The 26,839-nt window shown below is 45.2% G+C and carries 27 protein-coding genes and 1 tRNA gene; 14 read left to right on the top strand and 14 right to left on the bottom strand.

Annotation, left to right across the window (positions count from 1 at the left end):
• Window positions 1-166 precede the first annotated feature (166 nt).
• Together ahpF and AAEY83_RS01250 are read left to right on the top strand one after the other, a co-directional pair.
• Window positions 167-1,753, top strand: coding sequence for an alkyl hydroperoxide reductase subunit F (gene ahpF / locus AAEY83_RS01255; RefSeq protein WP_025644733.1), 1,587 nt, complete (start codon window positions 167-169; stop codon window positions 1,751-1,753).
• Between the two features lie 383 nt (window positions 1,754-2,136).
• Window positions 2,137-3,585, top strand: a complete 1,449-nt coding sequence (locus AAEY83_RS01250; RefSeq protein WP_025644731.1) for an alanine/glycine:cation symporter family protein — start codon at window positions 2,137-2,139, stop codon at window positions 3,583-3,585.
• A gap of 431 nt (window positions 3,586-4,016) precedes the next feature.
• On the opposite strand, the gene AAEY83_RS01245 is transcribed toward AAEY83_RS01250, so the two are convergent.
• From AAEY83_RS01245 to AAEY83_RS01230, 4 genes are all read right to left on the bottom strand, one after another.
• Window positions 4,017-4,349 (bottom strand): protein tyrosine phosphatase family protein, encoded by a 333-nt coding sequence (locus AAEY83_RS01245; protein WP_025644729.1) that lies wholly within the window; start codon window positions 4,347-4,349, stop codon window positions 4,017-4,019.
• A gap of 119 nt (window positions 4,350-4,468) precedes the next feature.
• Window positions 4,469-4,795, bottom strand: coding sequence for a protein tyrosine phosphatase family protein (locus AAEY83_RS01240; protein ID WP_025644728.1), 327 nt, complete (start codon window positions 4,793-4,795; stop codon window positions 4,469-4,471).
• Window positions 4,796-4,940: 145 nt separating this feature from the next.
• Window positions 4,941-6,650: a SulP family inorganic anion transporter gene (locus AAEY83_RS01235; protein ID WP_025644727.1), complete on the bottom strand. Its 1,710-nt coding sequence runs from the start codon at window positions 6,648-6,650 to the stop codon at window positions 4,941-4,943.
• 89 nt (window positions 6,651-6,739) lie between these two features.
• Window positions 6,740-7,111 carry an ArsR/SmtB family transcription factor gene (locus AAEY83_RS01230; RefSeq protein WP_413771570.1) on the bottom strand — a complete coding sequence of 124 codons (372 nt, stop codon included), beginning with the start codon at window positions 7,109-7,111 and terminating at the stop codon, window positions 6,740-6,742.
• Window positions 7,112-7,351: 240 nt separating this feature from the next.
• Between AAEY83_RS01230 and AAEY83_RS01225 the strand changes: the two genes are divergently transcribed.
• The 3 genes from AAEY83_RS01225 to trxC all read left to right on the top strand — a co-directional run bounded on the left by AAEY83_RS01225 (window position 7,352) and on the right by trxC (window position 9,427).
• Window positions 7,352-8,221, top strand: coding sequence for an MBL fold metallo-hydrolase (locus tag AAEY83_RS01225; protein WP_025644725.1), 870 nt, complete (start codon window positions 7,352-7,354; stop codon window positions 8,219-8,221).
• A 45-nt stretch (window positions 8,222-8,266) separates the two neighbouring features.
• Entirely contained in the window at window positions 8,267-8,887 is a 621-nt protein-coding gene (locus AAEY83_RS01220; RefSeq protein WP_025644724.1) for a class I SAM-dependent methyltransferase, read from the top strand.
• 102 nt (window positions 8,888-8,989) lie between these two features.
• On the top strand, window positions 8,990-9,427 hold the full coding sequence (gene trxC / locus AAEY83_RS01215; RefSeq protein ID WP_025644723.1) for a thioredoxin TrxC: 438 nt from the start codon (window positions 8,990-8,992) through the stop codon (window positions 9,425-9,427).
• A 122-nt stretch (window positions 9,428-9,549) separates the two neighbouring features.
• Here trxC and AAEY83_RS01210 read toward each other — a convergent pair whose 3' ends face one another.
• From AAEY83_RS01210 to AAEY83_RS01195, 4 genes are all read right to left on the bottom strand, one after another.
• Window positions 9,550-9,951 carry a hypothetical protein gene (locus tag AAEY83_RS01210; RefSeq protein WP_025644722.1) on the bottom strand — a complete coding sequence of 134 codons (402 nt, stop codon included), beginning with the start codon at window positions 9,949-9,951 and terminating at the stop codon, window positions 9,550-9,552.
• 60 nt (window positions 9,952-10,011) lie between these two features.
• A complete protein-coding gene (locus tag AAEY83_RS01205; RefSeq protein ID WP_025644720.1) occupies window positions 10,012-10,371 on the bottom strand; it encodes a SirB2 family protein in 360 nt (119 codons plus the stop codon).
• 69 nt (window positions 10,372-10,440) lie between these two features.
• Complete coding sequence (locus AAEY83_RS01200) at window positions 10,441-10,770, bottom strand: BolA family protein (protein WP_025644718.1); 330 nt, start codon at window positions 10,768-10,770, stop codon at window positions 10,441-10,443.
• A gap of 215 nt (window positions 10,771-10,985) precedes the next feature.
• Complete coding sequence (locus AAEY83_RS01195) at window positions 10,986-11,798, bottom strand: M48 family metallopeptidase (protein WP_025644716.1); 813 nt, start codon at window positions 11,796-11,798, stop codon at window positions 10,986-10,988.
• A 416-nt stretch (window positions 11,799-12,214) separates the two neighbouring features.
• Between AAEY83_RS01195 and AAEY83_RS01190 the strand changes: the two genes are divergently transcribed.
• Window positions 12,215-12,289 (top strand) — tRNA-Gly (locus AAEY83_RS01190).
• A 490-nt stretch (window positions 12,290-12,779) separates the two neighbouring features.
• Here the strand turns inward: AAEY83_RS01190 and AAEY83_RS01185 are convergent.
• The 3 genes from AAEY83_RS01185 to nadR all read right to left on the bottom strand — a co-directional run bounded on the left by AAEY83_RS01185 (window position 12,780) and on the right by nadR (window position 15,274).
• On the bottom strand, window positions 12,780-13,232 hold the full coding sequence (locus AAEY83_RS01185; protein ID WP_025644714.1) for an Mpo1 family 2-hydroxy fatty acid dioxygenase: 453 nt from the start codon (window positions 13,230-13,232) through the stop codon (window positions 12,780-12,782).
• A gap of 132 nt (window positions 13,233-13,364) precedes the next feature.
• Window positions 13,365-14,111, bottom strand: coding sequence for a nicotinamide riboside transporter PnuC (pnuC, locus tag AAEY83_RS01180; RefSeq protein WP_025644712.1), 747 nt, complete (start codon window positions 14,109-14,111; stop codon window positions 13,365-13,367).
• Window positions 14,112-14,227: 116 nt separating this feature from the next.
• Complete coding sequence (nadR, locus tag AAEY83_RS01175) at window positions 14,228-15,274, bottom strand: multifunctional transcriptional regulator/nicotinamide-nucleotide adenylyltransferase/ribosylnicotinamide kinase NadR (protein WP_025644710.1); 1,047 nt, start codon at window positions 15,272-15,274, stop codon at window positions 14,228-14,230.
• A 386-nt stretch (window positions 15,275-15,660) separates the two neighbouring features.
• Here nadR and AAEY83_RS01170 point away from each other — a divergent pair, with 386 nt between their 5' ends.
• The 4 genes from AAEY83_RS01170 (at window position 15,661) to AAEY83_RS01155 (ending at window position 20,212) form a co-directional block, all read left to right on the top strand.
• Complete coding sequence (locus AAEY83_RS01170) at window positions 15,661-15,873, top strand: PspC domain-containing protein (RefSeq protein ID WP_025644708.1); 213 nt, start codon at window positions 15,661-15,663, stop codon at window positions 15,871-15,873.
• A 740-nt stretch (window positions 15,874-16,613) separates the two neighbouring features.
• On the top strand, window positions 16,614-17,618 hold the full coding sequence (glyQ, locus tag AAEY83_RS01165; RefSeq protein ID WP_025644706.1) for a glycine--tRNA ligase subunit alpha: 1,005 nt from the start codon (window positions 16,614-16,616) through the stop codon (window positions 17,616-17,618).
• A gap of 9 nt (window positions 17,619-17,627) precedes the next feature.
• Entirely contained in the window at window positions 17,628-19,721 is a 2,094-nt protein-coding gene (glyS, locus tag AAEY83_RS01160) for a glycine--tRNA ligase subunit beta (RefSeq protein ID WP_025644704.1), read from the top strand.
• A 173-nt stretch (window positions 19,722-19,894) separates the two neighbouring features.
• Complete coding sequence (locus tag AAEY83_RS01155; protein ID WP_025644701.1) at window positions 19,895-20,212, top strand: hypothetical protein; 318 nt, start codon at window positions 19,895-19,897, stop codon at window positions 20,210-20,212.
• A gap of 24 nt (window positions 20,213-20,236) precedes the next feature.
• On the opposite strand, the gene AAEY83_RS01150 is transcribed toward AAEY83_RS01155, so the two are convergent.
• On the bottom strand, window positions 20,237-20,806 hold the full coding sequence (locus AAEY83_RS01150; RefSeq protein WP_025644699.1) for a cell division protein ZapA: 570 nt from the start codon (window positions 20,804-20,806) through the stop codon (window positions 20,237-20,239).
• 44 nt (window positions 20,807-20,850) lie between these two features.
• Window positions 20,851-21,312 carry a hypothetical protein gene (locus tag AAEY83_RS01145; protein WP_025644697.1) on the bottom strand — a complete coding sequence of 154 codons (462 nt, stop codon included), beginning with the start codon at window positions 21,310-21,312 and terminating at the stop codon, window positions 20,851-20,853.
• A gap of 189 nt (window positions 21,313-21,501) precedes the next feature.
• Here AAEY83_RS01145 and AAEY83_RS01140 point away from each other — a divergent pair, with 189 nt between their 5' ends.
• The 4 genes from AAEY83_RS01140 to AAEY83_RS01125 all read left to right on the top strand — a co-directional run bounded on the left by AAEY83_RS01140 (window position 21,502) and on the right by AAEY83_RS01125 (window position 24,562).
• A complete protein-coding gene (locus AAEY83_RS01140; RefSeq protein ID WP_025644696.1) occupies window positions 21,502-22,155 on the top strand; it encodes a UPF0149 family protein in 654 nt (217 codons plus the stop codon).
• A gap of 34 nt (window positions 22,156-22,189) precedes the next feature.
• Complete coding sequence (locus AAEY83_RS01135; RefSeq protein ID WP_025644694.1) at window positions 22,190-22,414, top strand: hypothetical protein; 225 nt, start codon at window positions 22,190-22,192, stop codon at window positions 22,412-22,414.
• A 30-nt stretch (window positions 22,415-22,444) separates the two neighbouring features.
• Window positions 22,445-23,680 carry an acetylornithine deacetylase gene (argE, locus tag AAEY83_RS01130; protein WP_025644692.1) on the top strand — a complete coding sequence of 412 codons (1,236 nt, stop codon included), beginning with the start codon at window positions 22,445-22,447 and terminating at the stop codon, window positions 23,678-23,680.
• Between the two features lie 144 nt (window positions 23,681-23,824).
• Window positions 23,825-24,562, top strand: a complete 738-nt coding sequence (locus tag AAEY83_RS01125; RefSeq protein WP_025644690.1) for a LysE family translocator — start codon at window positions 23,825-23,827, stop codon at window positions 24,560-24,562.
• Between the two features lie 278 nt (window positions 24,563-24,840).
• On the opposite strand, the gene miaB is transcribed toward AAEY83_RS01125, so the two are convergent.
• A complete protein-coding gene (miaB, locus tag AAEY83_RS01120) occupies window positions 24,841-26,328 on the bottom strand; it encodes a tRNA (N6-isopentenyl adenosine(37)-C2)-methylthiotransferase MiaB (protein WP_025644688.1) in 1,488 nt (495 codons plus the stop codon).
• Window positions 26,329-26,839: the final 511 nt, after the last annotated feature.

The following is a 26,839-nucleotide window of genomic DNA, read 5'->3' as shown; positions in this document are numbered from 1 at the left end:
CCGCTTGTCCATGGTCCTAAAACGTCCGATAATAGCTTTATCAACAGTTAGGGGCATAAGAGTAATAGCGTATTAGCCAGCTAAGAATAAAGCTGAATTAGCCCAATACTTTAACTTTAAGCAAATGAACTTAGTATTTTTTATATTATGAAAATAAGGATTGATTATGATAGACCAAAGTTTATTAGATGCAGTAAAAAGCTATAGCGAAAATATGACTCGTCCTATTAGCTTCGTACTAGGTACAGGCGAGCACGAAAAGCGCGCTGAGCTAGTTGATTTTTTGACCAAAATCGCTGGAACAACGGATAAGATTAAGTTTGAGCTGGACCAAGCAGACTATATCGATAGCAGCTTACCAAGCCCAATCAGCTTTGCAGTACGTAGTCATATCGATGGTGAAGTTGTCGATAACGGTATCGTCTTTAGTGGTATTCCAGGCGGTCACGAATTTACTTCACTGATTTTAGCTATTTTGCAGGCCGGCGGTCATACGCTCAAACTTGACGAAGGTATCCAGAAGCTCGTGAAGCGCTTTAATAAGCCGCTAGAGTTTCAGACTTATGTATCGTTATCTTGCCACAGTTGCCCAGAAGTAGTGCAGGCATTAAATCAGTTCGCCCTACTAAACGATAATATCAGTAACGAGATGATCGATGGCGCACTGTTCCAAGAGCAAGTCGAAGCCAATAATATTCAGGGCGTGCCCGCCGTATTCTTAAACGGTAAACCGTTCGCTAATGGTCTTATCGATACCGCTAAACTGATTGAGAAGCTACAAGAGCAGTTCCCTGATCTACTAAGCGAGGGCGGCGATGATAGCGAGCAACTAGAGCAGCAAGACGTCACGATCATTGGTGCCGGTCCCGCTGGTGTTGCCGCCGCGATTTATACCGCGCGTAAGGGTCTAAAAGTCGCTATGGTGGCTGATCGTATCGGTGGTCAGGTCAAAGACACGCAGGACATCGAGAACCTGATCTCTGTACCGTTGACTACGGGTAACGAGTTGTCAGCCAACTTTGAAAAACACTTGCGTGAGTACAACATTACCCTAAAAGAGCACGTCAGTGTCAAAGAAATCGGTGAGACGGTCGAGGAAAATTACAGCATTCATCTAAACACCGGTGAGAGCTTTGAGACGCGCAGTATCATCCTTGCGACTGGCGCGCAGTGGCGTAAGCTTGGTGTACCAGGCGAAGAAGAAAACATCGGTCAAGGCGTGGCTTACTGTGCTCACTGTGATGGCCCGTTCTTTAAAGGTAAAGACATCGCCGTCATCGGTGGTGGTAACTCAGGTGTCGAGGCAGCACTGGACTTAGCGGGTATTGTCAATCATGTGACGGTGCTTGAGTTTGCAGACGACCTCAAAGCCGATCAGGTGCTGATTAATAAAGCCAAAGAAAAAGACAATATCGAGTTTATCACCAATGCGGCCACTCAAGAGATCAAAGCGACTGACAATAAGGTAACGTCTATCGTTTATCAAGATCGCAGCACCGGTGAGACCCATGAGCGCGATTTGTCAGGGGTGTTTGTTCAGATTGGTCTTGTGCCAAACACGGATTTTGTCAAAGGCTTTGTCGATCTAAATCGCTTTGGTGAGATTGAAATTGATGAGCGCTGCCGCACTGACCGCAAAGGCATCTTTGCTTGTGGTGACGTGACCACAGTCCCCTTTAAGCAGATCAATATTGCTATGGGCGAAGGTAGTAAAGCCGCCTTAAGTGCATTTGAATACTTGGTTATGCAGTAAGTTTACGCTTAATATCAAAGAGCCCACTCTCAAGCATAGCTTGAGTGGCTCAGCCCTAAAAACCGTCTCCCAGACGGTTTTTTTAACGGTCTTCGGGGCGAGGGTAGTAAAGCCGCCTTAAGTGCATTTGAGTATTTGGTGATGCAGTAAGTGATATATGAGCTTTAAACATAAACCACCTCTTTTGAGGTGGTTTTTTTTATGGATTTTATATAAGGATTAATCTGTCATAGAAAAGCGTTTATTTAATCGACAAAATAAGGTAGCTTTTATTCAAAAAAGTAGTATTGTTGGTATTAGAGCGCATTTCTACTGTAATGCTTTTGATGCAATACCAGTATCAAAAAACCTACCGAGGCATCATTTAATTTGAGGAAGCAGCCATGGGATATATTGAAGCATTTTTTACTCAAATTGGCGACTTAACATGGGGTTGGGCGCTCATCCCAATGCTCATAATTTTTGGACTATTATTTACTATTGTAGGTAGGTTTGCCCAATTTAGATATTTTAAGCGCATGTTTAAGGTATTTAAGACGGATGAGGTAGGAGACGAGGGTATTTCCGCTCGTCAGGCCTTGCTGGTCTCTATCGGTGGACGTGTCGGTGGCGGTAATATCGCGGGCGTTGCCGTGGCCATTTCTTTGGGTGGTCCGGGAGCTGTATTTTGGATGTGGGTCGTCGCCTTGATTGGCATGATGACCAGTATTGTTGAGTGTAGTTTGGCTCAGCTCTATAAGCGTAAAGATGCTGATGGGAATTTTCGCGGTGGTCCTGCGACTTATATCTTACATGGCTTGGGTAAAGATTATCGTTGGCTCGCGGTCATTTATGCTATCTCCTTGCTATTGTCTTTTTCCATTGGGTTTGTGGCGTTCCAAGGTAATACGGTTGCCGGTTCTGCGCTTGAAAGCTTTGGGATTGAGCGTTGGATATCGGGCGTAGTATTGGTGATTGCAGGTGGCTTTATTGTCTTTGGCGGCATCCAGCGTATTGCTAAAGTCGCCGATGTGGTCATTCCTGTGATGGCGCTCATCTATATCGCTATGGCGCTTATTATCATAGGGCTGAACTTTACAGAATTACCGGCATTGTTGGTTTTGATTGTAAAAAATGCTTTTGGTATCGAGTCTGTCGTGGGCGGTGGTATTGGTGTGGCGATTGAGCAAGGTATGAAGCGTGGCCTCTTCTCTAATGAGGCAGGTTTGGGCTCTGCGCCCAATGTTGCAGCCACTGCGTATGCCACGCATCCTGTGAGCCAAGGTATCTCGCAGTCGTTATCGGTGTTCATTGATACGATTGTAGTGTGTAGTGCAACGGCGTTTATGATTTTATTGAGCGGAGTATATCAGTCAGGGGCTGAAGTAGATGGTATTGTACTGGCGCAGCAAGCATTGAGTAATCAGCTTGGCGATTGGTCACAGTATATCTTGACCATAGCGTTATTGTTATTCGCCCTCAGCTCTATTATGTATAATTATTATATGGGCGAAAATGCGATTAACTTTTTGGTCAAAAAGAATATCAAAATGGCGACTTTGGTCTTACGCATTGTGGTTATTGCGATATTATTCGTCGGTGCAGTTGCGCCAGCGGCAACCACTGTGTTCTTCTTCGCTGATCCTCTCATGGGCGTACTGGCGCTAGCCAACTTATTGGCATTGATTATGTTATTCCCGCGAGCCAAGCGTTTGCTCAATGACTTTGCAAGACAATTAAAAGCTGGGGTCAAAGAGCCTTTATTCGATGCGCAAGAGTATGAGAAGTTGGATATTGACCTCAGCGCTTGGGGTAAAGAGGCGGTGAAAGAAGCATTGGATCAGAAGAAATAGTCTGAGTAATGCAGTAGGTTTTATATTGGTTCTTAAAAATTAGCCATCTCTTTTGAGGTGGTTTTTTTCATAAACTTTGTAGCTCATTACGCCATGCGTTTCTAGCCAACTGTGTTTGAGACATAGTGCCAAACACACATAATCGATTCACGCTCTCAAACCGCCCCTGTCATACAACGGATTAAATAATAGACTGCTATTGACCTATAAGCCCATTTAAGCAACTATAGTCGTGCTGATAGCAACTGACCGCATATCCCTTTTGCAAAATAAAAAATAAGACGCTGATTTATGAATTTTGTCCATTACACCTTAAAAACCTAGCTGCATCTGCTTGAGTTAGAATATCGAGATGGCCATAACGGCAAACGCCCATTCAGATCTGAACGGGCGTTTTTTATTACTATCATATGAGGTGCTTATGAATACTATCAATCATCTAATAAATCCATCTGCTTCGCCGCTTCATAAATGCCGGTTGAGCGATTGCCCGTACGGCAAAAGATTAAGATCGGCTGCTCAGCTTGATTAAAAAAGTCGGCAAACTCTTCGACATGGTTTTGATTGAGCTCACTACCGGCAAACGAGATCTCTTTATAGGCCAGTCCTGCCTCCTTTGCAGCGGCCTCAATATCAGCGCTGGTCGGTTGGTTGGGTTCTTCGCCATCAGGACGGTTATTGATAATGGTCTTAAAGCCGTTTTCGGCGATCATAGGCACTTGGTCTGGGGTGATTTGACCGGTGATACTGATTTGGTGGCTCATGCGAGCTCCTTTTTTATTGTCGATATTAAAGGTTGAAAGGTTTAAGGAATAAAATAGTCAATAAGCAGGGTAGAGAGTAGGATGAATAGCGTTAAAATAAAAGATACGCTATGTAACGGTTATAGTAGACCTTGCATCAAGGCGCTCTGATATAAGAGTTTGGCGCGTACGCCCGTGCCGCAAAACATTAATATCGGCTTGGGGCAGGCATGATAAAAGCGCGCGAACTGCTCGACGGTCAGCGTACTTAGACGCTCATCATCGAACGGCAGATACTCATAAGCCAAATTAGCTTGCTCACTAGCACTTGCTAAATCAAGGCTTGTCGGCTGGCTCACCTGTTCATCATCAGGGCGAATATTGATGACTGAGCGATAGCCAAGCTGGGCAAGTTTCGCGCATTGCGATGGGTATATTTGCTTATAAATCGTAAGATTGTCAGTCATAATTTCAGTCGGTTATCTAGATAAAGTTGAATAAGGCCAAACGTGGTAAGTGACGTAAGTAACGGTGTATTGTCAAATAATATGCAACATAAGATATAAGACTATAATAGCAATAAAGTATCACCATTACTAAAAAACTGAATGATTACAGATCTTTTAGCGCGTTTACCGCCGCATTGGTACTCAAAAACACTTGCCCTGACAGCTCAGTAATCAGCGGCGTATGCTCAATCTTATCCATTACAGGCCCTTTGATAAAGCTAAAATGCAGATGCTTATCATCAGCGGCAAGCTCTCTATTTAAGGTAATCAGCATCTCTTGCGCGGTGAGGTCAATATGATTGACCGCTGACATAATCAGGATAATCTCACGGGCGTCGCTATAGTCCTTGGTCGCTTGCAGAATGCGGCGATGGATAGAGTCGGTATTACCAAAGAATAAACTCTCATCGATACGTATCATCAATAGATGCTCATAAGTGACGACGCTATGACGATGAATATTGCGAAAGTGTCCAGTCTCCGCCAATTGCCCAACGATAGCCACGTGCGGATGACTCGACTGCCAAATTAGGCTAGCAAAAGATACCATTAGGCCGATGACTAGACCGGTATTAAGACCAAATATCAACACCCCTGCAAAAGCGGCGATAAAGCTCGCGGCATCTAAGCGATCGCGCTGCCAAGCCGATTTTAAGGTTGCGATATCGATTAGCCCGATAATAGAGGCCATGATGATAGCGCCAAGAATCGCATAAGGCAATGGCGCCAGCACATCACCAAAAAATAGCAAAGCTGCGACCATGACGGCTACGGTGACAAAGCTTGCCAGTTGCGTCCTAGCGCCTGAGTCGGCATTGATAGCTGTGCGCGAAAAGCCGCCAGCTACTGCAAAGCTCTGAAACAGGCCACCTGCAATATTCGCCAGTCCCAAGCCGGTCAGCTCGCGATTGGCATCGAAGCGCTCATCGCGCAGTCGGGCATAGGTACTGGCCACTGAGCTACTAGAGACGAAGACAATCAGCGCCATCAGTCCTGCGGTTGGTAGCAGATTAGCCGCTTCACGCCAGTCTGGCAGATGCGGTAGCGTTAAGCTTGGCAGACCATGCGGAATGCTACCGATAGTGGCGACGTTATGTGCGGACCAGTGACCGATGACACTCAAGATAATAGCAACTATTAATAAAATAAGCGGAAACAAGCGCTCCGCCCATTTAGCCTGCCTAGCTGAGAGCCAAGAGCGCCAAAGCCACTTGCCGCCATAACGGTTGGCGACTAGTAATACAAAGGAGATGACACCTATCAATAAGGTTAGCGGGTGTAGCTGCTGCGCGAACTGCTGTATGCTTGACAAGTAGCCGATCAAGCTATTACCAGTGACTGGGATAGCGGTGAGGTATTTGAGCTGACTGACAAAGATGAGTACTGCTGCGCCGCTGATGAAGCCTGCGGAGACCCCGCGGCTAATAAACTGCATAATCCAGCCAAGCTTAAGCCTGCCTGCAATCCATAATAACGCGCCTACCATGAGGGCGAGCAGGCTTGCCATAAGCACATATTGCTCCGCCCCTTGATCACCATAAGTGCTCAAAGCGCTTGCGGTCATAATCGCAGTGATCGCCACCGGGCCGACCGCTTGTACATTGCTCGAGCCGATCCACGCGTAGACGATAACGGGCACGATAGCCGCGTACAGACCATACACAGGGGGCAGGCCGGCGAGCACCGCATAACCTAAGCTCTGCGGAATGACTAATATGCCGACTACCAGTCCGGCAATCACATCAGCAGGCAGGGTGGCAAACGAATAGTGACGCAGCCAAGCGGGTATGAGACGAGTGGCAATAGAGGCCATATCAGTACGCCATTATCCTAATACAGTGTTGCTTATACAGTGGCAAATGGGAGCGACAAAGAGCTTAGCGTTCATTCATACTCTCAAAGCTATTTGGCACAAAAGCGCTCATATAGCAGCTGCAGTACTGCCAGAGCATCGTCGCTGGCGATACGGTAGTAAATCTGCTTACCTTCGCGGCGCGTCGCCACTAGCTCGTCTTTACGCAAGATGCCAAGCTGCTGCGATAGGCTTGGTTGACCGACACCGACCAACGTCTCAAGCTCGCTTACGCAGTACTCACCTTGGGTCAACTGACATAGCAGCAATAAGCGATCGGGGTGCGATAGCGACTTGAGTAGCTTGCTGGCTTGCTGTGAAGACTGCTGCATTTGTTTGGCTAAGTCAATCGCTGCCAAATCCTGCGTGGTATCGTCCGCTGTATGGATCGATGACCTCTTATCTAAGGTAGAAGTAGTCAAGTAATCTCCTTGGGATATCACGATTATCTTATTGATATAAATTGAGCCATTATCAAAGATTGATTATCTATATTCTAACATTAATCAGCTAAGACGCTTTATAATAAACTACATTATAATAAATTACATTATATAAATTTATAAATAGTAGTATAGATGTTATATTACCGTTATAGAGCTAAGTGTTATAAAAATAATAAACAATCAGCTTTTAACGAATCATCAATAAACGAGGTAAGCATGCAAGTACATTCTTTTTTACATCAAGATACCGAAACTTATACTCATGTCTTAGCAGATAGCGCGCATCAGCTCTGCGCTATTATCGATCCGGTATTGGACTTTGATCCCAAGTCGGGGAGTACCAGCACAGATAGCATCGATGAAGTGCTTGAGTTTGTGCGCGAGCAGAACTGGCAGCTGGTCTATATTATCGAGACTCATGCGCATGCTGATCATATGTCAGCGGCCATTCATGTCAAAGATGAGCTTGGCGGCCAGTTGGTTATCGGTAAATATATCACTGAAGTACAAAAGATATTTAAGCAAGTCTATAACTTCGATACGAGCTTTCGCACCGATGCCAGCCAGTTCGATATCTTGACCGATGAGGCGACGGTTCTGACTTTAGGTGATATCGCCATTACCGTGATGCACGTACCTGGGCATACACCTGCAGATATGGCTTATGTGGCGACTGATAGTGACAAGAGTGTCGTGTTTGTCGGCGATACTATCTTTGCCCCAGACGTCGGCACGGCTCGCTGCGACTTCCCTGGCGGCGATGCCAAGACGCTGTATCACTCTATCCAGAAGCTGTTGTCGCTACCCGAGGAGACGATGATTTATCTGTGTCATGACTATCCTAGTCAAGGTCGGCAGCATTGTCCTAGTACCACTGTTGCTGCGCAAAAGCGCGGTAATATTCATGTCAAAGACGGTATCAATGAAGCGGAGTTTGTACAGATGCGCGAGCGCCGCGATGCCACCCTTGCCATGCCAAGATTAATTATCCCCTCAGTACAGGTCAATATCGATGCTGGGCAGTTGCCAAAGCCTGAGTCCAATGGTACTCGTTATCTAAAAGTGCCTATTAATGCGCTAGGCTAATCGCTAAAATGACAACTGACCCAAGCCAATTCGAGGAAGCACACCATGAATATTTATCAGCATTATGTACTCCCGAAGATGATCGATATGGCGTGCGGTACCGGACAAGTGATGAAAGCGCGCGCCAATATCGTGCCGCAAGCGACAGGAGAGGTGCTAGAGATCGGCATCGGTAGCGGTCTGAATTTAGAGTTTTATGATGCCAGCCAAGTGACCTCTATCATCGGAATCGATCCTGCTGCGCAGATGCAGGCGTTAGCTGATAAACGGGCCGCACAGATGGCTATTCCGATTGAGATCATCGCCGCGGATATCTATGAGATTGATGCAGAACACGCGCGTTTTGATACTATCGTCATGACTTTTACGCTTTGTAGCATTGATGATCCGATACCGGCGCTAACAGAGATGGCGCGGCTACTCAAACCTGAAGGTCGGCTGCTATTTTGTGAGCATGGTCTTGCACCTGATGCGAGCGTCAAGCGTTGGCAGCGCCGTCTGACGCCGCTATGGAAGCCTATGGCGGGTGGCTGTCATTTAGACCGTGATATTGCTGCACTGATTACAGCGGGCGGTTTTACTCTTGAGGAGTTAAATGAGGAATACTTACCCGGACCCAAGCCTATGAGTTATGTCTATAGCGGCTCGGCTAAGAAAAAGCTATAGAAGGAAATTTGTACAAATATTAGAATAATAATTTGAGCTAAGTTTTTTCATTTGCAAGATATAAAACTAATAAAAGAAAATTAATAAAGAAGGACTTAAATTATGAGTACTGAGAGTTTACATATCGTTTGCCCTAATTGCCAAGCGACCAATCGTCTGCCAAACGATCGCCTTAGCGCAGCGCCCAACTGTGGTAAATGCGCCAAGCCTTTACTGACAGCAAGCCCGCAGGAGCTAACTGCGCAAACGGTAAATAAAGTCATTCAAAAAAATGAAGTGTTGACAGTGGTCGACTTTTGGGCAAGTTGGTGTCAGCCGTGCTTGATGATGGCACCGCAGTTTAAAGAGGCGGCAGGGCAACTGCCGCAAGTGGTGTTTGCTAAGCTGCAAACGGACAAGTACGAGCAAGCAGCGGCGCCTTATAACATTCGCAGTCTACCGACGATGGTGGCGTTTAGAGGCGGGAAAGAAGTCGCTCGCCAGTCAGGAGCGCTGCCTAGAGATCAGATTGTGCAGTGGGTGCAAAGCTTGCAAGGATAGCGCTTAACTTAATACTCAATACATTCAAAACCACATAAAAAGCCAATACGTGGATAGCGTATTGGCTTTTTGCTAAAAGAGTCATTAATTATCTATAAGTCAAAATAGACATCAAAGAGAGCTTACTCTCCATAAATCTTAATACCATTGGCAAAGGTACAGCGTTTTATACGTGCCGTTTGAATGATAGCGTCGGCTTCACCGTATAGACGCGATAGCTTCGCATCACGCGCTTTACTATCGTTACTTCGACCCACGCCAAAGCTAATATTAGGCGAGATACCCCAGCGTCCAGCAGAGATACCGACGCCGACTCCTGATGCCGACAGGCTCGATTGCTGCTTTTGCGTCGCATTGACATAGCGCTCAACGCGATTGTACTCTTGAGCGAGCGCTTGACAGTCGTAGCTTTGATAAGTGCTTGGCGGCACATACTGCGGGGTGAGATTGCCACTGGTTGCACAGCCCGAAAGCGTAAAGATGCCAGCGGTGGCAAGTAACGCTGTTGCGGTAAAGGTTTTCATAAAAACTCCGTTGAACCAGTAGGAGGTATTTAAGATAGCAAATATAGCGAGCTTATGATATTAAAATAAGTTTGCAGGTTTCGCATACGCCAAGATGACAATCCCTATATAAGCGACGCCGGCGATAAGAATACCGACTTTACTTTGAGTTGGCGCAGCATTGATATTGAAAGATTTGGCGCTAGCACTGATTGCGGCGACTAAGAGTATAATTTTGGCAAACACCCACTGTACAGGTGCGTTCACACTCATCAATTGCATCAGCATCCAAGCCCCTGTGACTATCACTAAGGCATATAATATGTGATTGGCAATCTTAACCGGACGCGGCGCGCGGCGATTAGCGCTTAACACCAAAACGCTCTGGTAAATAAATAGCCCAATCAATATAAATACTAATAGCATGTGTAGATGTTTCATTGAATCTTATTCCTTGTAGAGTAAGCTCAGCACTAGTCAGTCTAAGCGAATCTAGCGCAGTGACAGCGCTTATTTATTTTGTCCTGCACATAGCGGGCTCTCAGGGCTTTGGGTTTGCTGTTGCCACTCAGTAGGGGTGTAAGCGTAGATCGCAAGCGCATGCACAGTACCGCCTTGCGAGGTTAGCAGTGGATCTACCAGCTGATAGACAAGCTGATGGCGCGCAACCAAACGCTTGCCTGCAAAGGCTTCACTAACTAGCGTTAGCTTGAAGTGACTCTCTTTACCGTCAAAGTAACCAGCATGATTCATTGACTCATTGACTAAGTCTAGATATTGCGGCTGTAACTCTTGCAGCTTGTCTTCAAGGGCGATAGCAGTAGGGGCGGTAGTCGTCATAACAGTCCTTCAATAGTCAACACTGTGCTGATTTGATAAAAATAGATGGAAGCATTATACCAGAGCAAAGCTGACAAGTGCTAAACGCGCTCTTTGTCAAACTATTAGGATACTGCTCTTTTATGAGACTGCTTTTTATAACAGAAACAGCAGTCACAAAAAAACAGGGCATGAATGTATCCAAGCCCTGTTGTTAAGACTGTTCGAATTAACCACTAACGGCGCGTTTTTTGATACAGTGGCATCACTTTAGGCATTAATGCCTGCATTTGTGAGATACGTGTACTGCTTGCCGGGTGAGTACTCAAAAACTGAGGTGGCTCACCTTGACTAGCGCGCTGCATTTTTTGCCATAAGGTGATAGCCGCTTGCGGGTTGTAACCAGCACGTGCCATTAGCTCAAGTCCGATTTGGTCAGCCTCAGACTCTTGGGTGCGGCTATGCGGACGGCTCAAACCAAGATCACCGGCAAGACCCGCTAGCTGCGCTTGACCTTGCGAGAGACCAAAGACACTTGCAGCAAGGCCAATACCAGTCTGCGTGGCATATTCGCGAGAAATACGTTCACGAGAATGCTCACGTAGCGCGTGTGATATCTCATGACCCATAATGGCAGCAATCTCATCATCAGTTAGGTTCAAGCGATCGATAATGCCAGAATAAAACAGGATTTTACCGCCTGGTAATACCGAAGCGTTGAGCTGCTGTGACTTAATGGTATGAACCTCCCAGTTCCACTGAGCAGCATCAGGACGATAAACACTAACTTGACCGACTAAGCGATTAGCAATTCTTTTTAGGCGTTGTAACTGTGCTGGATTGGTATCTAATACCCGCTCTTGACGCGCTTTTTGTAGCACTTGATTGTAGCTTTTGGCAGAGAGTTGTAGCACCTCTTCATCAGAGACCAGTAATAGCTGCTGACGATCGACGCCGACAGCGCCTGTATTGGTAGTGCTCGTACAGCCAACCAGTCCCAGTGTCGATAATGAAGCCGCCATCAGTGACGTAGTGAGCAATTTTTTCATAATAAACATCCTCGCTGTTAATAATTAATACTTATTAAAATAATACAAAGTTAAAGTCTCGCAAATCTAATCTAAGATATGCCATAGTATAATAAGCCTACTGTCACAAGACTAGTGCAGTAAAAGTAACATTACTACGTGCAAATGTAAGTACATCTCTGTCATAAATAATAGGTGATAGCTGGATAGAGCCTAAAGGTTATAAAAAGATCCCAGCTAAACTTAAAAGATGCGCTAATAAATAATCGCTAGATTATCAAAGAGATAACTGAATATTCGGCAGTTTAGCGGTGCCAAACGTAATTAAAACAAGCAAAATTTAAAAAAATATATTGACACCAGCAAAATAGTTGCTAAAATAGCCATCCTATCGAGACGTAGTCATTAATATTTATTAACGATACGCTTTGATTTATGCGGGATTAGCTCAGTGGTAGAGCATAACCTTGCCAAGGTTGGGGTCGAGAGTTCGAATCTCTTATCCCGCTCCAAATATGGCTACTGTCTTTTATACAAGACATAGCAAAAACCCTCACTATTATATAAATAGTGAGGGTTTTTTTTGTCTGTGTTTTGCGAATTTTTCTAAAAGAATCTGATATAAAAATAATGAGAAGCAATACTCAGAAGTGCTAAGGCTACAAAAGTCAGTCAACTTGCCATATCTACTTGAGGTTCGCACGGCATAATAAATGAGTAACTTTTAAAGCGATATCTGCAATATAAGTTTTCGATCTACAGACTTAAGATAGTCGTTAATACAAGCCTACCTAATAATAAATCCTAATTAAAATAGGAGCTTTTTATGCCAGAATTTAAAGAAAAAAGCTTTGATGAGCTGTTTGACCTGTCCGGCAAGACCGCTATCGTCACTGGCGGCGGCGTGCAGACTCTGAGTTAAATAAATAAAACTTTATCAGATCTTATATTTCACCCAGCAGCGCCATATATTTTTAAAGAGTATTGACTACAGTAGTTACTCTAAGCCGTTTGTTTATTTTTGCCGCCCATTAAGCTATTGACCACCCAAGCTGGGCCAATTAATAAGAACTGCAAATCTTCAAAAAAAGAGGGTTTTTTGCCTTCGATTTTATGACCGACAAACTGACCGATCCAAGCAACCACGAAGATACTAGCCCAGACCTTAAAACCGATAGGTAGTACTGCCATTACTGATAAGCAAATCAAGATAAAGATACCCATCGCTAAAAATAATGGCGTTGAGAGCTGCATATAAAATAGCAGCACTAAGGCACTAAGCACTAAGGTAATCCAAACCGATAGCGACATACCCATGCCTAAGATACTGACAAAAATAGTCGGCACTGCCATCCAGTGGATTTTTTTATTGATTAAGTTTTGGTGACTGACCGAATATTCGCTAAGCCACTGCTCAAGCGAGCGTTTCGATAAACGTTTTTTATTACGAGACATCCTAACCTCCTTGTTAGTCATTTGATGAATAGAATTAAAGAGCTGCGATATCTTTAGTTGTAGCATTATTTATAGTGCTCTACCACTTTATCGCGTAGACCCTCGCGTCATAACCGCTTGCTTTAACCGTTATTATGACGCTTTAGCGGCGTCTTGTTCGCTGCGATACCACTCGTAAAGCCCGACAAAAGAGTTGACTTGATAAACCATCGTTTGAATCGCAAAGATATAATTGCCTGACATCAGATTGACTGTGAGCCATACGAAGTTGGAGATAATCCACAACCACCAGTTAAACGAGTAGCGTAATATCATCGCTGCTTGGGCGGTGATAGAGAGAATAAAAGCGATGACGTTTATCCAAAAAAAGGAGATAAACCCTAAAAATAAACTACTGTCATTTTCGACGACGGCATAGCCGTAGCTGGCGAGTAGCGCGTTCACCGTGGGGAAAAGTGCTAAGCCGATGATCATAAAGGTAATGGTAATCAGCCAAACCCACTTATTGGCGGATTTGGGTATCATATCGCCGTCAGCATCGGTATTCTTTGACCAATAAAACAGACCGTAAAGGTGGGTGAAAAAGTTAAATAGTGGCGCGAGCATCAGACCAACGGAGCCGGCCGTACCTTGTACCACCACTTCACCAGCGGTCGCCGCCATACCAAAACCGTTGCCTGCGACGTTTTTGCGAAAGGATAACGACACCACGCAGATCAGACCAATAAAAGACACCGCTAAATAAAACCAGTCCAAAGTGCTGTGCTCAGTGGTGAGCCAAAACCCCGCACTCAGCGCTAAGACTCCTGAGATAAACCAGATAATGATCCATTGTAACGACCATTTGCCAGTGATATTGTCCAGTAACTGAATGCGCATAGAGTGGTTGTCCTTTAAGTCTGAGGTTAGTTATTAAATCGTTTATGAGGCTTGTTAGAGTCGTAGAGCTATAGGGTTGTGACGTTATAAATAGCGCTGCTGTTATCTCGTCTATTCTACAAAGCTTTGCCGTAGATATACTTATCGATAAATGCCACAGCCTCATGATAACGAGTATCGTAATTTGGCGCGTCGATAAGGTGCGGCTCAATGTTATGGCGAGCAAAGATGTCTAATAGCAGCTGCTCGAAGCGGCCGCGAGCTTCCGCGCTACCTAGCGAGCGCATACCGTCATCGACCCAAGGTGTATTATTATCGAGCATCACCGTATAGTCTAACCGAAACTCATTAATACAAGCGTCAACGAAAGGATGAGTACGGCCTTCATACTCTTCACAGAACGCTTGCGTAGTCACAAAGTCAGTATCAACGATAGTCACCGGCGCGGTCGCATTGATCTTAGCTTGGCGAATAGCCTCGGCATGATCAAGCGCGATAGGGCCGTAATCGCTATATTGCAGACCAAGCTCACTACCACCCAGGTCAGTCACGACATAAAGTCTACCCATCTCTAGCGCAAAGCTTGCGCCGTAGTAATTGGCAAGCTTATGTACCAAAGTGGTTTTGCCTGAGCTCTCACCGCCGACGATAGCGACAGTCTTGGTATAGTTGGCACGCGCTATTGGATGAATCGCGGCCCAATTTGCGATAGGGTGGCTTGCGATGGCATAAGAGTTAAACTCTGACTGTAGCGGTGTCGTTAAGACCGGCATGCTCAGTTGAGACTTGACCGCCTCTTGCGCGATAGGATGATTCTCTGCGACAAATAATGCGGTATCATCAGGTAGCTCTAACTCATGGGCGATATAAGTGAGTTTGGCCTGAGTTTCAGTGACATCGATAGCAACATCGCTAAAATCATCATGGATAGGTAGCGCAATCTCCTCAGAGATATGCAGATGAATAAAGGGCAAGTCCGCACAAGCCATCTGTAGCCAGCGCGCTTTGTCCTTTAAGGTAATATCAAAATCTGGATGCGGCGCCGGATGGGAAGTGATAACGATATAAAGGCTTTTGACTTGTCCTGCTGCTGCTAAGATACTGCGCATTTGTCCTAAATGTAGTGGCTGAAAATGCCCAATCATTAAACCGGAATCAATCATTATATCTCCTATCTAACTTCATCATATAAACGGCGCTGTTTGTGCGTTAAATTAATAGCATGGTATAAAGCTTTGGACGTAGATACAGGTGAGTTATTGTAAAAGTTTGAAAAATGAGTAGCGAAAGCAGGCAAGTTGTTGAAATTAATAATAATCGTCGCAAATAAGCATCTCAGTAAACTCAGCGAAAAGAACCCGTAACATGGCCTTTTTTGAAACATTTTGAAATAACTATTTAAAATCAGGCAGTTACCGCGCTTTATGACAGATTACGGCAACTTTGATTATCATAAAGTCACAAAGCACGCTTAAAGCATCAACAGATAAATAGCGAATACTTGCTATACTTATTTACAAGTTAAATCGCTCGAGAAGGAGTACAAACTTTGAGTAAGTTAGTTAAACTGCATCGTTCGCGAAACAATAAAATGATCGCAGGTGTCATGGGCGGTATCGCTCAGTATTTAGGATGGTCACCGACTTGGGTAAGAGTGTTGTTTGTTATTATCTCTTCACTTAGTGCAGCAGTCCCAGGGATTTTGATTTACATCATATTATGGATTGTTATGCCAAAAGCAACTCCTCAGTCCTATCAGTAGTTAGATGTAGTGAAAGAAGTACCCATTTTAAAGTTACTAAAGCTAAAAATATCAAATTTAAAAGTATTTGGGTTAAACAAGTACTACAGTTCTAAAAGTAATGCAGTCAAAATAAACAGTAACGCTTAAACCTATAATAATAAAAATAGAGTAGCGATAGTGTCTTATAAAAAACAAAAAGCCTGATACAACAGGATACCGGTATCACACTTTTCCTCCTGCCCAGATGCTTACGCATTTGGGTATTTTTTTGTTGTGCCGTGTATACTGATTTATGCGCTGCTGATTTATGCACTGATGTAGTGAGTTCATTGTAAAAACGATATAGCGGGATTGGGATGCTTTTGTTTAACTATTAGTTATGCAGCATCTGTCTGCATAGGCACAGCACGCCAGTAAAATTCATACCCGTTCCGCGCCTAAAAACTATCTCTCTACTTTATTTAGAATTGACTATACCTGTCATCATCGGTTGAACTTTAATACGCGACGCCTAGCCAGCGTAGATATTACATATGATGCTATAGGTAATACTATAAATATAGTTACTGTATATATGGATAAAATGGCAATTTTTTAGTAAGGTAAGCAGGTTAATAGAGGCGTAGCCGAACAAGCTAGCAAAGCTTAACTGTTTTTAGGTAAGCTCGCCCTAATCCTACTTATTTCATAGTGATTTTTTTATGACCTCCCAAGATAATATTTCTAATAATGACAACTCCCGCAAAGACTCTAAACCGATGAGTTTTCAAGATTTGATCTTGACCCTACAAAACTTTTGGGCATCCAAAGGCTGCGTGGTATTGCAGCCTTATGATATGGAAGTCGGGGCAGGGACTTTTCATACCGCGACTTTTTTGCGCTCGTTAGGCCCTGAGCGCTGGAATGCGGCTTACGTACAGCCTTCGCGCCGTCCGACCGATGGCCGCTACGGCGATAACCCTAATCGCTTGCAGCATTATTATCAGTTTCAAGTGGTGCTCAAGCCCAATCCGCCCAATATACAAGAGCTATATTTAGACTCTTTACGTGCCATCGGTATCGATCCTTTAGTGCATGATATTCGCTTTGTAGAAGACAACTGGGAGTCGCCAACGCTTGGCGCGTGGGGCCTAGGGTGGGAGATTTGGCTTAACGGTATGGAGGTCACTCAGTTCACCTACTTCCAGCAAGTCGGTGGTATCGAGTGCTTCCCAGTCACCGGTGAGATTACCTACGGTCTTGAGCGCCTAGCTATGTATGTGCAAGGCGTCGATAGCGTCTATGACTTGGTTTGGGCAGATGGCGAATTTGGCCGCGTGACTTATGGCGATGTGTTTCATCAAAACGAGGTGGAGCAGTCGACTTATAACTTCGAGCACGCTGATGTGCCGAAGATGAGTGAGTTCTTTGACTTTTATGAAGAGCAAGCGGATAAATTAGTCGATGCAGGCCTACCGTTGCCCGCTTATGAGATGGTGCTCAAAGCCTCGCATGCTTTTAACTTGCTCGATGCTCGCGGCGCGATTTCGGTCACTGAGCGTCAGCGCTTTATTTTGCGCGTGCGAACGCTGGCGCGTAAAGTAGCCTTTGGGTATGTCGAAGCAAGAGCCAAGTTAGGGTTCCCGTTAGCAGACGCGGAGCATCGTCAAGCTGCTATTGATAAATATCTGCCAAAAGAAGACGTGACAGAGTCTACTGAAGACTCCGCTGAAAATCAGCCTAGTAGTGATAATAACCGCACAAATACTGACACTAAGAAATAGGAGCATCCCATGAGTACCATTTTATTTGAACTGGGGTGTGAAGAGCTGCCGCCCAAGAGCCTAAAACCGCTACGCGATGCCCTGCAAGCTAGCGTTATCGAGCAACTAAAAGAGGCTGATATCAGTTTTAATAGTATTAAAGCCTTTGCCGCCCCGCGCCGTTTGGCGATACAAATCACTGGGATTAGTGATAAGCAGCCTGATCGTACTGAGCAAAAGCGCGGCCCAGCTATTAAGGCAGCTTTTGATGATGAGGGCAATCCCACCCGCGCGGCTATGGGCTTTGCCAAGGGCTTAGGCATAGAGACCAGTGAGCTGACGACTATCAATACTGATAAAGGCGATTATGTCGGCTATGAGCAAACCATTCACGGTCAAGCGACGACTGAGTTGTTACCTGATATCTTTCAAACGGCGCTCGATAATCTGCCGATTGCTAAGCGTATGCGCTCCGGTAGCGGCCGAGAAGAGTTTGTGCGGCCGGTGCAGTGGGTGGTGTTGATGCAAGATGATCAAGTCATCGATGCGACCATTCAAGGTCATCAAAGCGGTGCAAAAACGCGTGGTCATCGCTTTCATAGCCCAGACTACCATGAGCTCGATCATGCTGATAACTATGAGTCGCTGCTTGAGCGCTTAAAAGTGATCGCTGATTTTGATAAGCGCCGGATGATGATTAACAATCAGGTCAAAACTTTAGCTGATCAAGTCAATGCCGATGCGATTGTGCCAGCAGAGCTGTTAGACGAAGTGACAGCTTTAGTTGACTTACCGATTGCGTTAAGAGCAAGCTTTGAGCCAAGATTCTTGCAAGTACCGCAAGAGGCGCTTATCTCCACCATGCAAGCGGACCAGAAGTACTTTTGTCTGACCGACAAAGACGGTAAGTTACAGCCGTATTTTATTTTTATTACCAATATTGAGTCTAAAGACCCTAATCAAATCGTCGAAGGTAACGAGAAAGTCGTGCGCCCGCGTCTGGCCGATGCAGAGTTTTTCTTTTTGCAGGATCAAAAGCAGCCATTATTTGCGATGACTGAAAGCTTAAAGACGCGTGTGTTCCAAGATCAGCTGGGGACGATTTGGGAGAAGTCTGAGCGTATCGCTAAGCTTGCTGGATTTATCGCTGGGCTACTGCAACAGCAAGGGCAGAGTATTGATCTCGATGAGACGGTACGCGCCGCCATGCTTGCCAAAGCGGACTTGACCAGCTCCTTAGTCGGTGAATATCCAGAATTGCAGGGCATCGCCGGCACTTATTATGCGCGTCTAAATGATGAACCTGAAGCCGTCGCTGCCAGTATTGAAGAGCAGTATCTGCCTAAGTTTAGCGGTGATATTCTGCCGCAGACGCCGATCGGTATTTGCTTAGCGCTAGCCGATCGCTTAGATACCTTAGTGGGTATCTTTGCTATTGATCAAGCGCCGACAGGTTCAAAAGATCCGTTTAGCTTACGCCGTTCGGCTATTGGTATTTTGCGCATTTTAATCGAAAAGCAGTTGCCTATTAACTTAGTGGCGCTGGTGGAACAAGCGATTAAAGGCTACAGTAATGAGTCAGGCAGTAAAATTGCGAAGATGGGCGATACCTTTACCCAAGTGATGGCGTTCCTCAATTCGCGTTATCGCGCCATGTACACTGAGAAAGGCGTCAGCGTCGACACCATTCAAGCCGTACAAGCGATCAACCCGCACATGCCGCTTGATTTTGATCAGCGTATCCGCGCAGTGCAGTCTTTTAGTAAGCTACCGCAAGCGTCGATGCTAGCGGATTCTAATAAGCGCGTGGCGAATATAATCGCTAAGTCAGAAGGCGCAGTCGCTGATAGTGTCGATGAGTCGATACTAGCGGAAGCTGCTGAACAAGCACTATACGCAAAAGTGCAGCAAGCACAGCAGCAAGTTGCGCCCTTATTAGAGCAAGCGGACTATACGCAAGTACTGCAAACTTTAACCAGCTTAGATGAGCCACTCACGCAGTTCTTTGATAGCGTTATGGTCAATAGCGAAGATGCCGCGCTAAAAGCCAATCGCTTAGCACTATTAAAGCAAGTCCGCGCACTATTCTTAACAGTTGCTGATATCAGCGAGCTGCAACTCTAGAAGCTATCGTTTTACTTATAAATTGATATAAATCAAAAACTGGCTTTATTGAGCCAGTTTTTTTATGAGCGCCTGCTATGCTAAGCGCGTTACTTATCGTAAAATCTAAAGGTGACAATGTAATATGCTCTAATATATTCGGAGCCTTGTCCGCTACTCAAAGGAGCCTTGCCGTGTTTGCTGTTATTACCACTATTATAATCATCTGGATCTGTATGTGGCTGTTTTATAAAGTCATGTATCCGCGCCCGCCTAAAAGCATGATGCCAAAAGAAGGCGATGTCACCACACCGCGCACCTGCAACTTTTGTGGCCATAGTCTCGCTGAGTATCGCGGCGTGCTCGAAACGCAGCCTCATAGCGACGCGATGCTAGCTACGGATGAAGTAGTAGCGGATACAGCAACGACAAAAAACCAAGAGCTGTTTTTTTGTAATTACGAACATCAGGCCGACTTTCATGCTGGTAAAACCTATAAGGCTCACTCCTAGGCGTGTCTAGGTTTAAAAATAGGTTTAAAGAACAGACTGCGCTTCTTGCATGATTTTATTTAATAGCTGCTCGTTGTGTTTGCTTTGCTGCTGACGCTCGGCTTCTGATTTTTTATGTGCATTGATTTGCTCGTACAAGTTTAAGCAAGACAAGACTAGCAAATTCTCTTGATTCAGTTTAGGCGCGTCTTTTTTAATGTTAGTAGCAAAATCATTAATAAACTTTTCTGCCGCTCTTAGCTCTTGTTCTTCATCAGCGGGACAAAAGATAGGGTAGCTGGCGCCCGCAATCACGATATCTATTTTTTTGCTTTCCGGCTGCTTATGCTCTGGCTTTTTGTTTTGTGGCCCTGAGGCTGGCTTAGCGGATTTATTATTATTCATATCATTGCTTTTATTGGGGTCAGTGGTTTGGCTCGAGCTATTAGCATTGACCGATGGGCGCGCCGCTTGGCTTTGGGCGACTCGGCTTTGCGTGCTTGTGTCTTGGGTCTGGGCCGGCGGTGTTTTTGAGTTATTAGCCGCTGTTACAGTGCTATCCTTGCTAGTCGTTTCGAGCGCTGGTTTTTGCGAGTCAGTACGGTTATCAGTCATAAAAAATCCTACACAATAAAGGTTTGAAATTAGCGTGAGAGCGCTTAGCTATCCATTTGGTCAATACGGGTCAAGCGCTGCAGTACCACTTGAGTACGCTCAGCCGCCAGTTGGTTTTTTTGCTGTAAATCGCTATTTTGTTGCTTGATATCGTCGAGCTGCTGCTTTGCTTCTTGGTTTTGCTGCTCTAAGCGCTGATTGATCTGTTCAAGCTCATTATTTTTTTGTTGTAAATCGCTGAGCTGACTCTGCAGTTTGTCTTGCTCTTCTCCTATCATGTGATGAGCCTCAGCCAAACTTTGGTAGCGCTTATCTAAATCGCTCAGTTGTTTTTTGGCAGTGTCGCGCTCATTGGTGCTACTGCTGAGCTGAGACTTTAAGGAGGACAGCTCTTTTGGGTCAGGCTGAGGCTGTTGTTTTAGTTGACTGAGCTCACGACTGACCAGTTGATGCTGTTTTTTGATATCTAGTATCATTTTTTCTAATATTTTTAGTTGATCATACATAGTCAGTTTTTATCCTTAATGAACGTGATGATAATGAATTGGCTTTATGCGTTTAATAATGCCATAAGTGACCTCATAATATCTATATCAACAAAGTAATTGCCATTGAGCTTATAGTAGGCATTTTGGGCATCTTTATACTTTGTCGCACTTATTTACCCTTAATTTATTTTGAATCAGGATGTTTTTATGAATGATAATATCTCAGGCTGGAACACTTGGTCAGATGCGTTTGCAGGTTGGACGGATGTGACAATCAGTGAGATACATGGCTTGATGACTGGGCTGATGACCGCTTGCAACGCGCCCGATGAGGCAGGTTGGGCTGCTATCTTGAGCGAGCTTAGCTTTGAAGCTTTGCCTGACGAGGCGCTAACTTTATTAACTGAGGAGGCTGAGGACACCGTGTTTCAGCTCAAAGATAAAGATGATGCTTATGCCTATACGCCGCTAGTGCCTGACGATGAACATGATTTGTACGAGCGTGTAATGGCGCTGAAACAGTGGGCCAATGGCTTTATGACCGGTTTTGGTATTACTGATTGTCGTCTAAGTGCTGAGGAGAACGAGATGCTCTCTGATTTGGCGAAGATTGGCGCGATTCGTCTAGCCGAGGATGACGAGTTTGAGGGTGGTGAGGAGTCTTACCTATATATTTATGAGTTTGCGCGTATGGTGCCTGTCAGCTTTGCCACGCGCAAACGTAAATCGGTGAAGGAGTTGGCACTGATTGCCGGACTACCTATCGATGCTAAGACCACGAAGGAATTGCAAGCAGAAGGTAAGCTGCCAAAGCCCATGCCGCCAGTCATGGATGTGATGAATCAAAATAACCCATCGTAAGTAAACCGTTTATACTTCAGGTGAGCACTGCGCGATGTGCTCTGCTGCACATGGGCTGGCGGGTCTTGGCCGTATCGTTTATGTCAGCTCGGTCAAGCAACTCGGCGAGTGGATGGCGGAGATGGGTGTAGACTCGCCGCTGTCGATTAATGCGTTAGCTATCTCAGAGGTCGCGCCTGATATCCCTATCGATGGGCCAGTTGACGGCTTAGATGAGGAAGTAAAAGCCCTACAACAGCGCTTTGTTAAAAATAGCTAACCTCTTTTTTAGATAGGCTAAGGATATTTTATGACCATAACCGCTAGCAATAGTGATGCAAAAACCAACACTAATCAGGCTGACTACCCTACGCAAAGTATCGATTGGCTGACGCGGCTCATTGGCTTTGATACGGTCAGTCGCCATTCAAACTTGGCGCTGATAAAAGATGTACAAGGCTACTGCGAGCAGCTGGGTTTGAGCGTTGATCTCACCTTTAATGAGGCTCAGAACAAAGCCAATCTGTTTGTTACCGTACCCGCAGGAAAGAACCGAGATATTTTAGATGGCGGTTTGGTGCTCTCAGGTCATACTGATGTCGTACCAGTTGATGGGCAGGACTGGAGCTCAGATCCATTTAAAGCGGAAATACGTGGCGATAAACTGTACGGGCGCGGGTCGTGCGATATGAAAGGCTTTATTGCTTGTAGCTTAATGGTGCTACCTAAAGCAGTCAAATTATCTAAAGCGGGTAAACTCAGTCGTCCGCTACATCTGGCACTATCGTTTGATGAAGAGGTGGGCTGTTTGGGTGCGCCGCTGATTTTGGCGGATATTGAGGCGCGCGGTATCACTCCTGATTATTGTATCGTCGGTGAGCCAACTTTGATGACTATGGTGGTCGCGCATAAAGGCATTGCGGTTTATCGTTGCCGCGTGCATGGCAAGTCCGCGCATTCCTCCTTAACCCATAAAGGCGTCAATGCCATTAGCTACGCCAGTCGTTTGGTCGGTTATGTCGATGCGTTAGCAGAAGAGATCAGCCAGCGTGATGACAATGATGCTATGTTTGATGTGCCTTTTTCGACCCTGTCGGTCGGTACGATACAAGGCGGCACCGCGACCAACATCGTACCCAATCTGTGCGAGTTCACCTTTGACTATCGCAACTTACCGCACATGACGCAAGAGGATATCGTAGCACCGATCAAAACTAAAATTGCCGAGCTAAACGCGCAAATGCAAGCGCGGTCTCCTGAAACCGGTATCGAGCTGATACAAGAAGAGGGCGTACCAGCGATGAGTGATGATAAGAATGACGAGCTACAAGAGTTAATCGCAGCTTTGACGGGCGATGATGAGCGCCATAAAGTGGCTTATGCCACCGAAGGCGGACAGTTTACTAACGCTGGCATTCCGACCATTATTTGCGGCCCAGGGAGCATTGAGCAGGCGCATAAAGCCGATGAGTTTGTGGCATTAAGTGAGATTGAGCGTTGTGATGGTTTTCTGCAGAAACTGTTAGAGAGCTGTACGGTTAACTAGATCTTTATCGATAAGAAAATTGTAGCTTATGCTCATAAAGTCAAAGCACTTAGAGTATAATTAGGTTTGATCAAACACCGTCGTAATGGCGGTGTTTATTTTTTTAACATCAGTAAGTTTCATAATACAGAGTAGGGGTTGCAGATGTCTTGGCATCTATTTACCGTGTTTTTTATCAGTACCTTTTTTATCTCCGCGACGCCAGGGCCTAATATGCTGTTGGCGTTTCAGTATGGGCTAAATTATGGGGTGAAGCGTACGCTATGGACGCTGGCAGGATTAAGCCTTGGTTTATTCATCCTATTGCTGTCAACCTTGCTAGGGCTAGACGTTATCAGTCGTCAATCGCCTTGGGCTTTAGAAGTAATCAAAACGGTAGGCGCGCTATATCTCATTTATCTGGGTATTCAGTCATGGCTCGATGCTGGTGAGGGCAGCTTGATGAGTGATGCCAAAGAAATGGGCGAGGAGGTCGCGACCGATTATCCGACTACTATGCCATTTATGACTGATGAGAAAACACCGCAGCCGCGCTCACTATCGAGTGCGGCAGTTAAGGTGTCACCAAACAATATGACCTTATTTCGTACCGGCGTTTGGGTGTCACTGTCTAACCCAAAAGCTATATTATTCTTCGCTGCTTTTTTCCCCAAGTTTATCAATTTTACGGCGCCCCTTTGGCCGCAGTATATAATGCTGACTGTTGGCTTGTTTTTAAGCGAAACCATTTGGCAGATCATCTATACGCTGGGCGGAAAGCAATTGGCTGGCTGGCTTGATGTTGGTGATCGTCTGGCTTGGCTTAATCGTGCTTGCGGCGTGATATTTATGTTGATTGCTGCAGCTTTATTGGCTGAAGTGGTTAGTCATTTTATGGTTTAAAGAACACTATGGTCAGTGCGAAATAAAGTCGATACGCTTAATATTAACGTGCAACTGCTATTCATTTTCCTTGCGTGCTGTGTCTTCGCTGTTTCGATGTTGCGCAGCTCTCATTGACAAGATGAATCCCAGCTGCACTGCATCGGTTTTAAGGTGATTCAACACTATTAGTTACTCCATAAGATACGGTGATAATCATGACAGCCGCATACAAAAAAGCCGTCCACTATTAATAGCAAACGGCTTTTCTTATCTAAAGTCGTATTACAAACATTGTGTTAGGCCAAAACCTCAACTAACTCACCCTTAACCATATGCGGACTGACAAAGTCAGTAATACGGACGCTAACGAGTTTACCAAGCAGCTCATCCTTTTGCGCTTCCTCAAACGGGAACATCACGGTGCGGGTATTGTCCGCCGTACCTAGCAAGCAATCAGGATGTCGATCCGCTACTTGTTCAACCAAGACGCGAGTGGTGGTACCGACCATTTCACGGGTCTTTTGTAGGGTTGAGTCGATAATCACCTTTTGAAACTCTGCCAAGCGCTCTTTTTTGGTAGTGAAGCTAACATTATCAGGCAGCTCAGCAGCTGGCGTGCCTGGACGCTTGGAATAAATAAAGCTGTACGAGTGATCGAAGTTTAATTCTTTTGCTAAGTTCAAGGTATCTTGGAAGTCCTGATCGGTCTCACCAGGGAAGCCAATAATAAAGTCGCTCGACAAGTGAATATCAGGGCGAATGGCTTTTAGCTTGTTAATCTGATCAATATATACATCGATCGTATGATTGCGTTTCATCGCCGCTAAAATAGCATTTGAGCCACTTTGAACTGGCAGGTGTAAGTGCGAGACCAGCTCAGGCAATTGCGCATAAGCATCGATAATATCATCAGTGAACTCGAGCGGGTGGCTAGTGGTATAGCGGATACGTTCCACACCGTCGACGTGCGAGACATAATGCAATAGCTCGGCAAAGCGGCAAATACTACCATCATCTTTTTCGCCGCGATAGCCGTTGACGTTCTGACCTAATAGATTGATTTCGCGTACGCCTTGTTCGGCAAGGTTGTCAATCTCAGCAAGTACATCATCTAATGGACGCGATAACTCTTCACCGCGCGTATATGGCACCACGCAAAATGAGCAATATTTTGAGCAGCCTTCCATGATAGAGACAAAGGCTTTATAGCCTTCGACTTTAGGCTCAGGCAAGAAGTCAAATTTCTCAATGCTAGGAAACGAGATATCGATTGTGCCGATACGGTTTTTGGGCGCGATACCTTTTTGCTCATTAGACTGATCATACAGCTCTGGCAGACGGTGCAAGGTCTGCGGCCCAAATACCATATCGACATACGGCGCGCGCTTTTGGATGTTATCGCCTTCTTGTGAAGCTACGCAGCCGCCAACACCAATGACTAAGTCAGGACGTTTTTCTTTCAATTTACGCCAGCGGCCCAGCTCTGAAAATACTTTTTCTTGCGCTTTTTCGCGAATAGAGCAAGTATTCATCAAGAGCACATCAGCCTCATCGATATCATGAGTGACTTGCATACCGTGCGAATCGCCGAGCACGTTGAGCATTTTGTCAGAGTCATAGACATTCATCTGACAGCCCTGAGTGGTGACAAAGACTTTTTTGACAGGAGCGGCCGCAGAATGGGACTCTTCAAGCGCTGTTGCTGCTTGCGCAGCAAGGGTCGTTTCAGCAGTAGAGCTCGTATCGGTAGTATCGATACGCGGGTCAAATACAGTAACACTCATAACAAGACATCCATGGTTAAACAGATTGGCAGGCTAAGCGCTGAAGACGAGACGCTGCAGACCAAGCACTAAAGATAAGGCGCGTATTTTATCATAATCAGTCTGTAAAGTGAAAAATAAGCATCAACGAATGTCATTCATCTACCAAATTATTTATAATAGTATCAATCGCTTATCATTTGCTCATCAATGACTCGTTATTGTCTAATGACTCAGAACTGGAGCAAGAGTGCCCGCTTGTCATTATGTATTGTCACTATGTACGGTCACTATGCTTGTCATTGTGTACTGCTGATACGCGCTGCTAGTATGCGTTATAAAAGACGAGCAATATCATTTTGTTGTTACTGGGTACTATCCTGATTAGAGACAAATGGTAAAGTGATTGGTTGAAAGTTAACCAAATATAGTATGATCAATAGTATGGTAAGTGCACTTATCGCAGCGCTAAGCATCAAATCGCTATACACAAGCCGCTAATTCACCTGATACTCATTTACTTGATACCAAT

Origin of the sequence: Psychrobacter sp. TB20-MNA-CIBAN-0197 (assembly GCF_040309765.1) — a bacterium.
GTDB classification, from domain to species: Bacteria; Pseudomonadota; Gammaproteobacteria; order Pseudomonadales; family Moraxellaceae; genus Psychrobacter; species Psychrobacter submarinus.
This window is presented reverse-complemented; position numbering and strand designations above follow the sequence as displayed.

Bases quoted from the DNA above. Each gene is read 5' to 3' on its own strand.
- AAEY83_RS01235 (WP_025644727.1), bottom strand. From the start codon at position 6,650: ATGGCCTCTATTGCCACTCGTCTCATACCCGCTTGGCTGCGTCACTAT.
- AAEY83_RS01250 (WP_025644731.1), top strand. From the start codon at position 2,137: ATGGGATATATTGAAGCATTTTTTACTCAAATTGGCGACTTAACATGG.
- nadR (WP_025644710.1), bottom strand. From the start codon at position 15,274: ATGATTGATTCCGGTTTAATGATTGGGCATTTTCAGCCACTACATTTA.
- AAEY83_RS01150 (WP_025644699.1), bottom strand. From the start codon at position 20,806: ATGACTGATAACCGTACTGACTCGCAAAAACCAGCGCTCGAAACGACT.
- AAEY83_RS01135 (WP_025644694.1), top strand. From the start codon at position 22,190: ATGTGCTCTGCTGCACATGGGCTGGCGGGTCTTGGCCGTATCGTTTAT.
- miaB (WP_025644688.1), bottom strand. From the start codon at position 26,328: ATGAGTGTTACTGTATTTGACCCGCGTATCGATACTACCGATACGAGC.
- AAEY83_RS01210 (WP_025644722.1), bottom strand. From the start codon at position 9,951: ATGAAAACCTTTACCGCAACAGCGTTACTTGCCACCGCTGGCATCTTT.
- AAEY83_RS01245 (WP_025644729.1), bottom strand. From the start codon at position 4,349: ATGAGCCACCAAATCAGTATCACCGGTCAAATCACCCCAGACCAAGTG.
- ahpF (WP_025644733.1), top strand. From the start codon at position 167: ATGATAGACCAAAGTTTATTAGATGCAGTAAAAAGCTATAGCGAAAAT.
- pnuC (WP_025644712.1), bottom strand. From the start codon at position 14,111: ATGCGCATTCAGTTACTGGACAATATCACTGGCAAATGGTCGTTACAA.
- AAEY83_RS01185 (WP_025644714.1), bottom strand. From the start codon at position 13,232: ATGTCTCGTAATAAAAAACGTTTATCGAAACGCTCGCTTGAGCAGTGG.
- argE (WP_025644692.1), top strand. From the start codon at position 22,445: ATGACCATAACCGCTAGCAATAGTGATGCAAAAACCAACACTAATCAG.
- AAEY83_RS01240 (WP_025644728.1), bottom strand. From the start codon at position 4,795: ATGACTGACAATCTTACGATTTATAAGCAAATATACCCATCGCAATGC.
- AAEY83_RS01195 (WP_025644716.1), bottom strand. From the start codon at position 11,798: ATGAAAAAATTGCTCACTACGTCACTGATGGCGGCTTCATTATCGACA.
- AAEY83_RS01225 (WP_025644725.1), top strand. From the start codon at position 7,352: ATGCAAGTACATTCTTTTTTACATCAAGATACCGAAACTTATACTCAT.
- trxC (WP_025644723.1), top strand. From the start codon at position 8,990: ATGAGTACTGAGAGTTTACATATCGTTTGCCCTAATTGCCAAGCGACC.
- AAEY83_RS01220 (WP_025644724.1), top strand. From the start codon at position 8,267: ATGAATATTTATCAGCATTATGTACTCCCGAAGATGATCGATATGGCG.
- AAEY83_RS01205 (WP_025644720.1), bottom strand. From the start codon at position 10,371: ATGAAACATCTACACATGCTATTAGTATTTATATTGATTGGGCTATTT.
- AAEY83_RS01145 (WP_025644697.1), bottom strand. From the start codon at position 21,312: ATGTATGATCAACTAAAAATATTAGAAAAAATGATACTAGATATCAAA.
- AAEY83_RS01200 (WP_025644718.1), bottom strand. From the start codon at position 10,770: ATGACGACTACCGCCCCTACTGCTATCGCCCTTGAAGACAAGCTGCAA.
- glyS (WP_025644704.1), top strand. From the start codon at position 17,628: ATGAGTACCATTTTATTTGAACTGGGGTGTGAAGAGCTGCCGCCCAAG.
- AAEY83_RS01125 (WP_025644690.1), top strand. From the start codon at position 23,825: ATGTCTTGGCATCTATTTACCGTGTTTTTTATCAGTACCTTTTTTATC.
- glyQ (WP_025644706.1), top strand. From the start codon at position 16,614: ATGAGTTTTCAAGATTTGATCTTGACCCTACAAAACTTTTGGGCATCC.
- AAEY83_RS01140 (WP_025644696.1), top strand. From the start codon at position 21,502: ATGAATGATAATATCTCAGGCTGGAACACTTGGTCAGATGCGTTTGCA.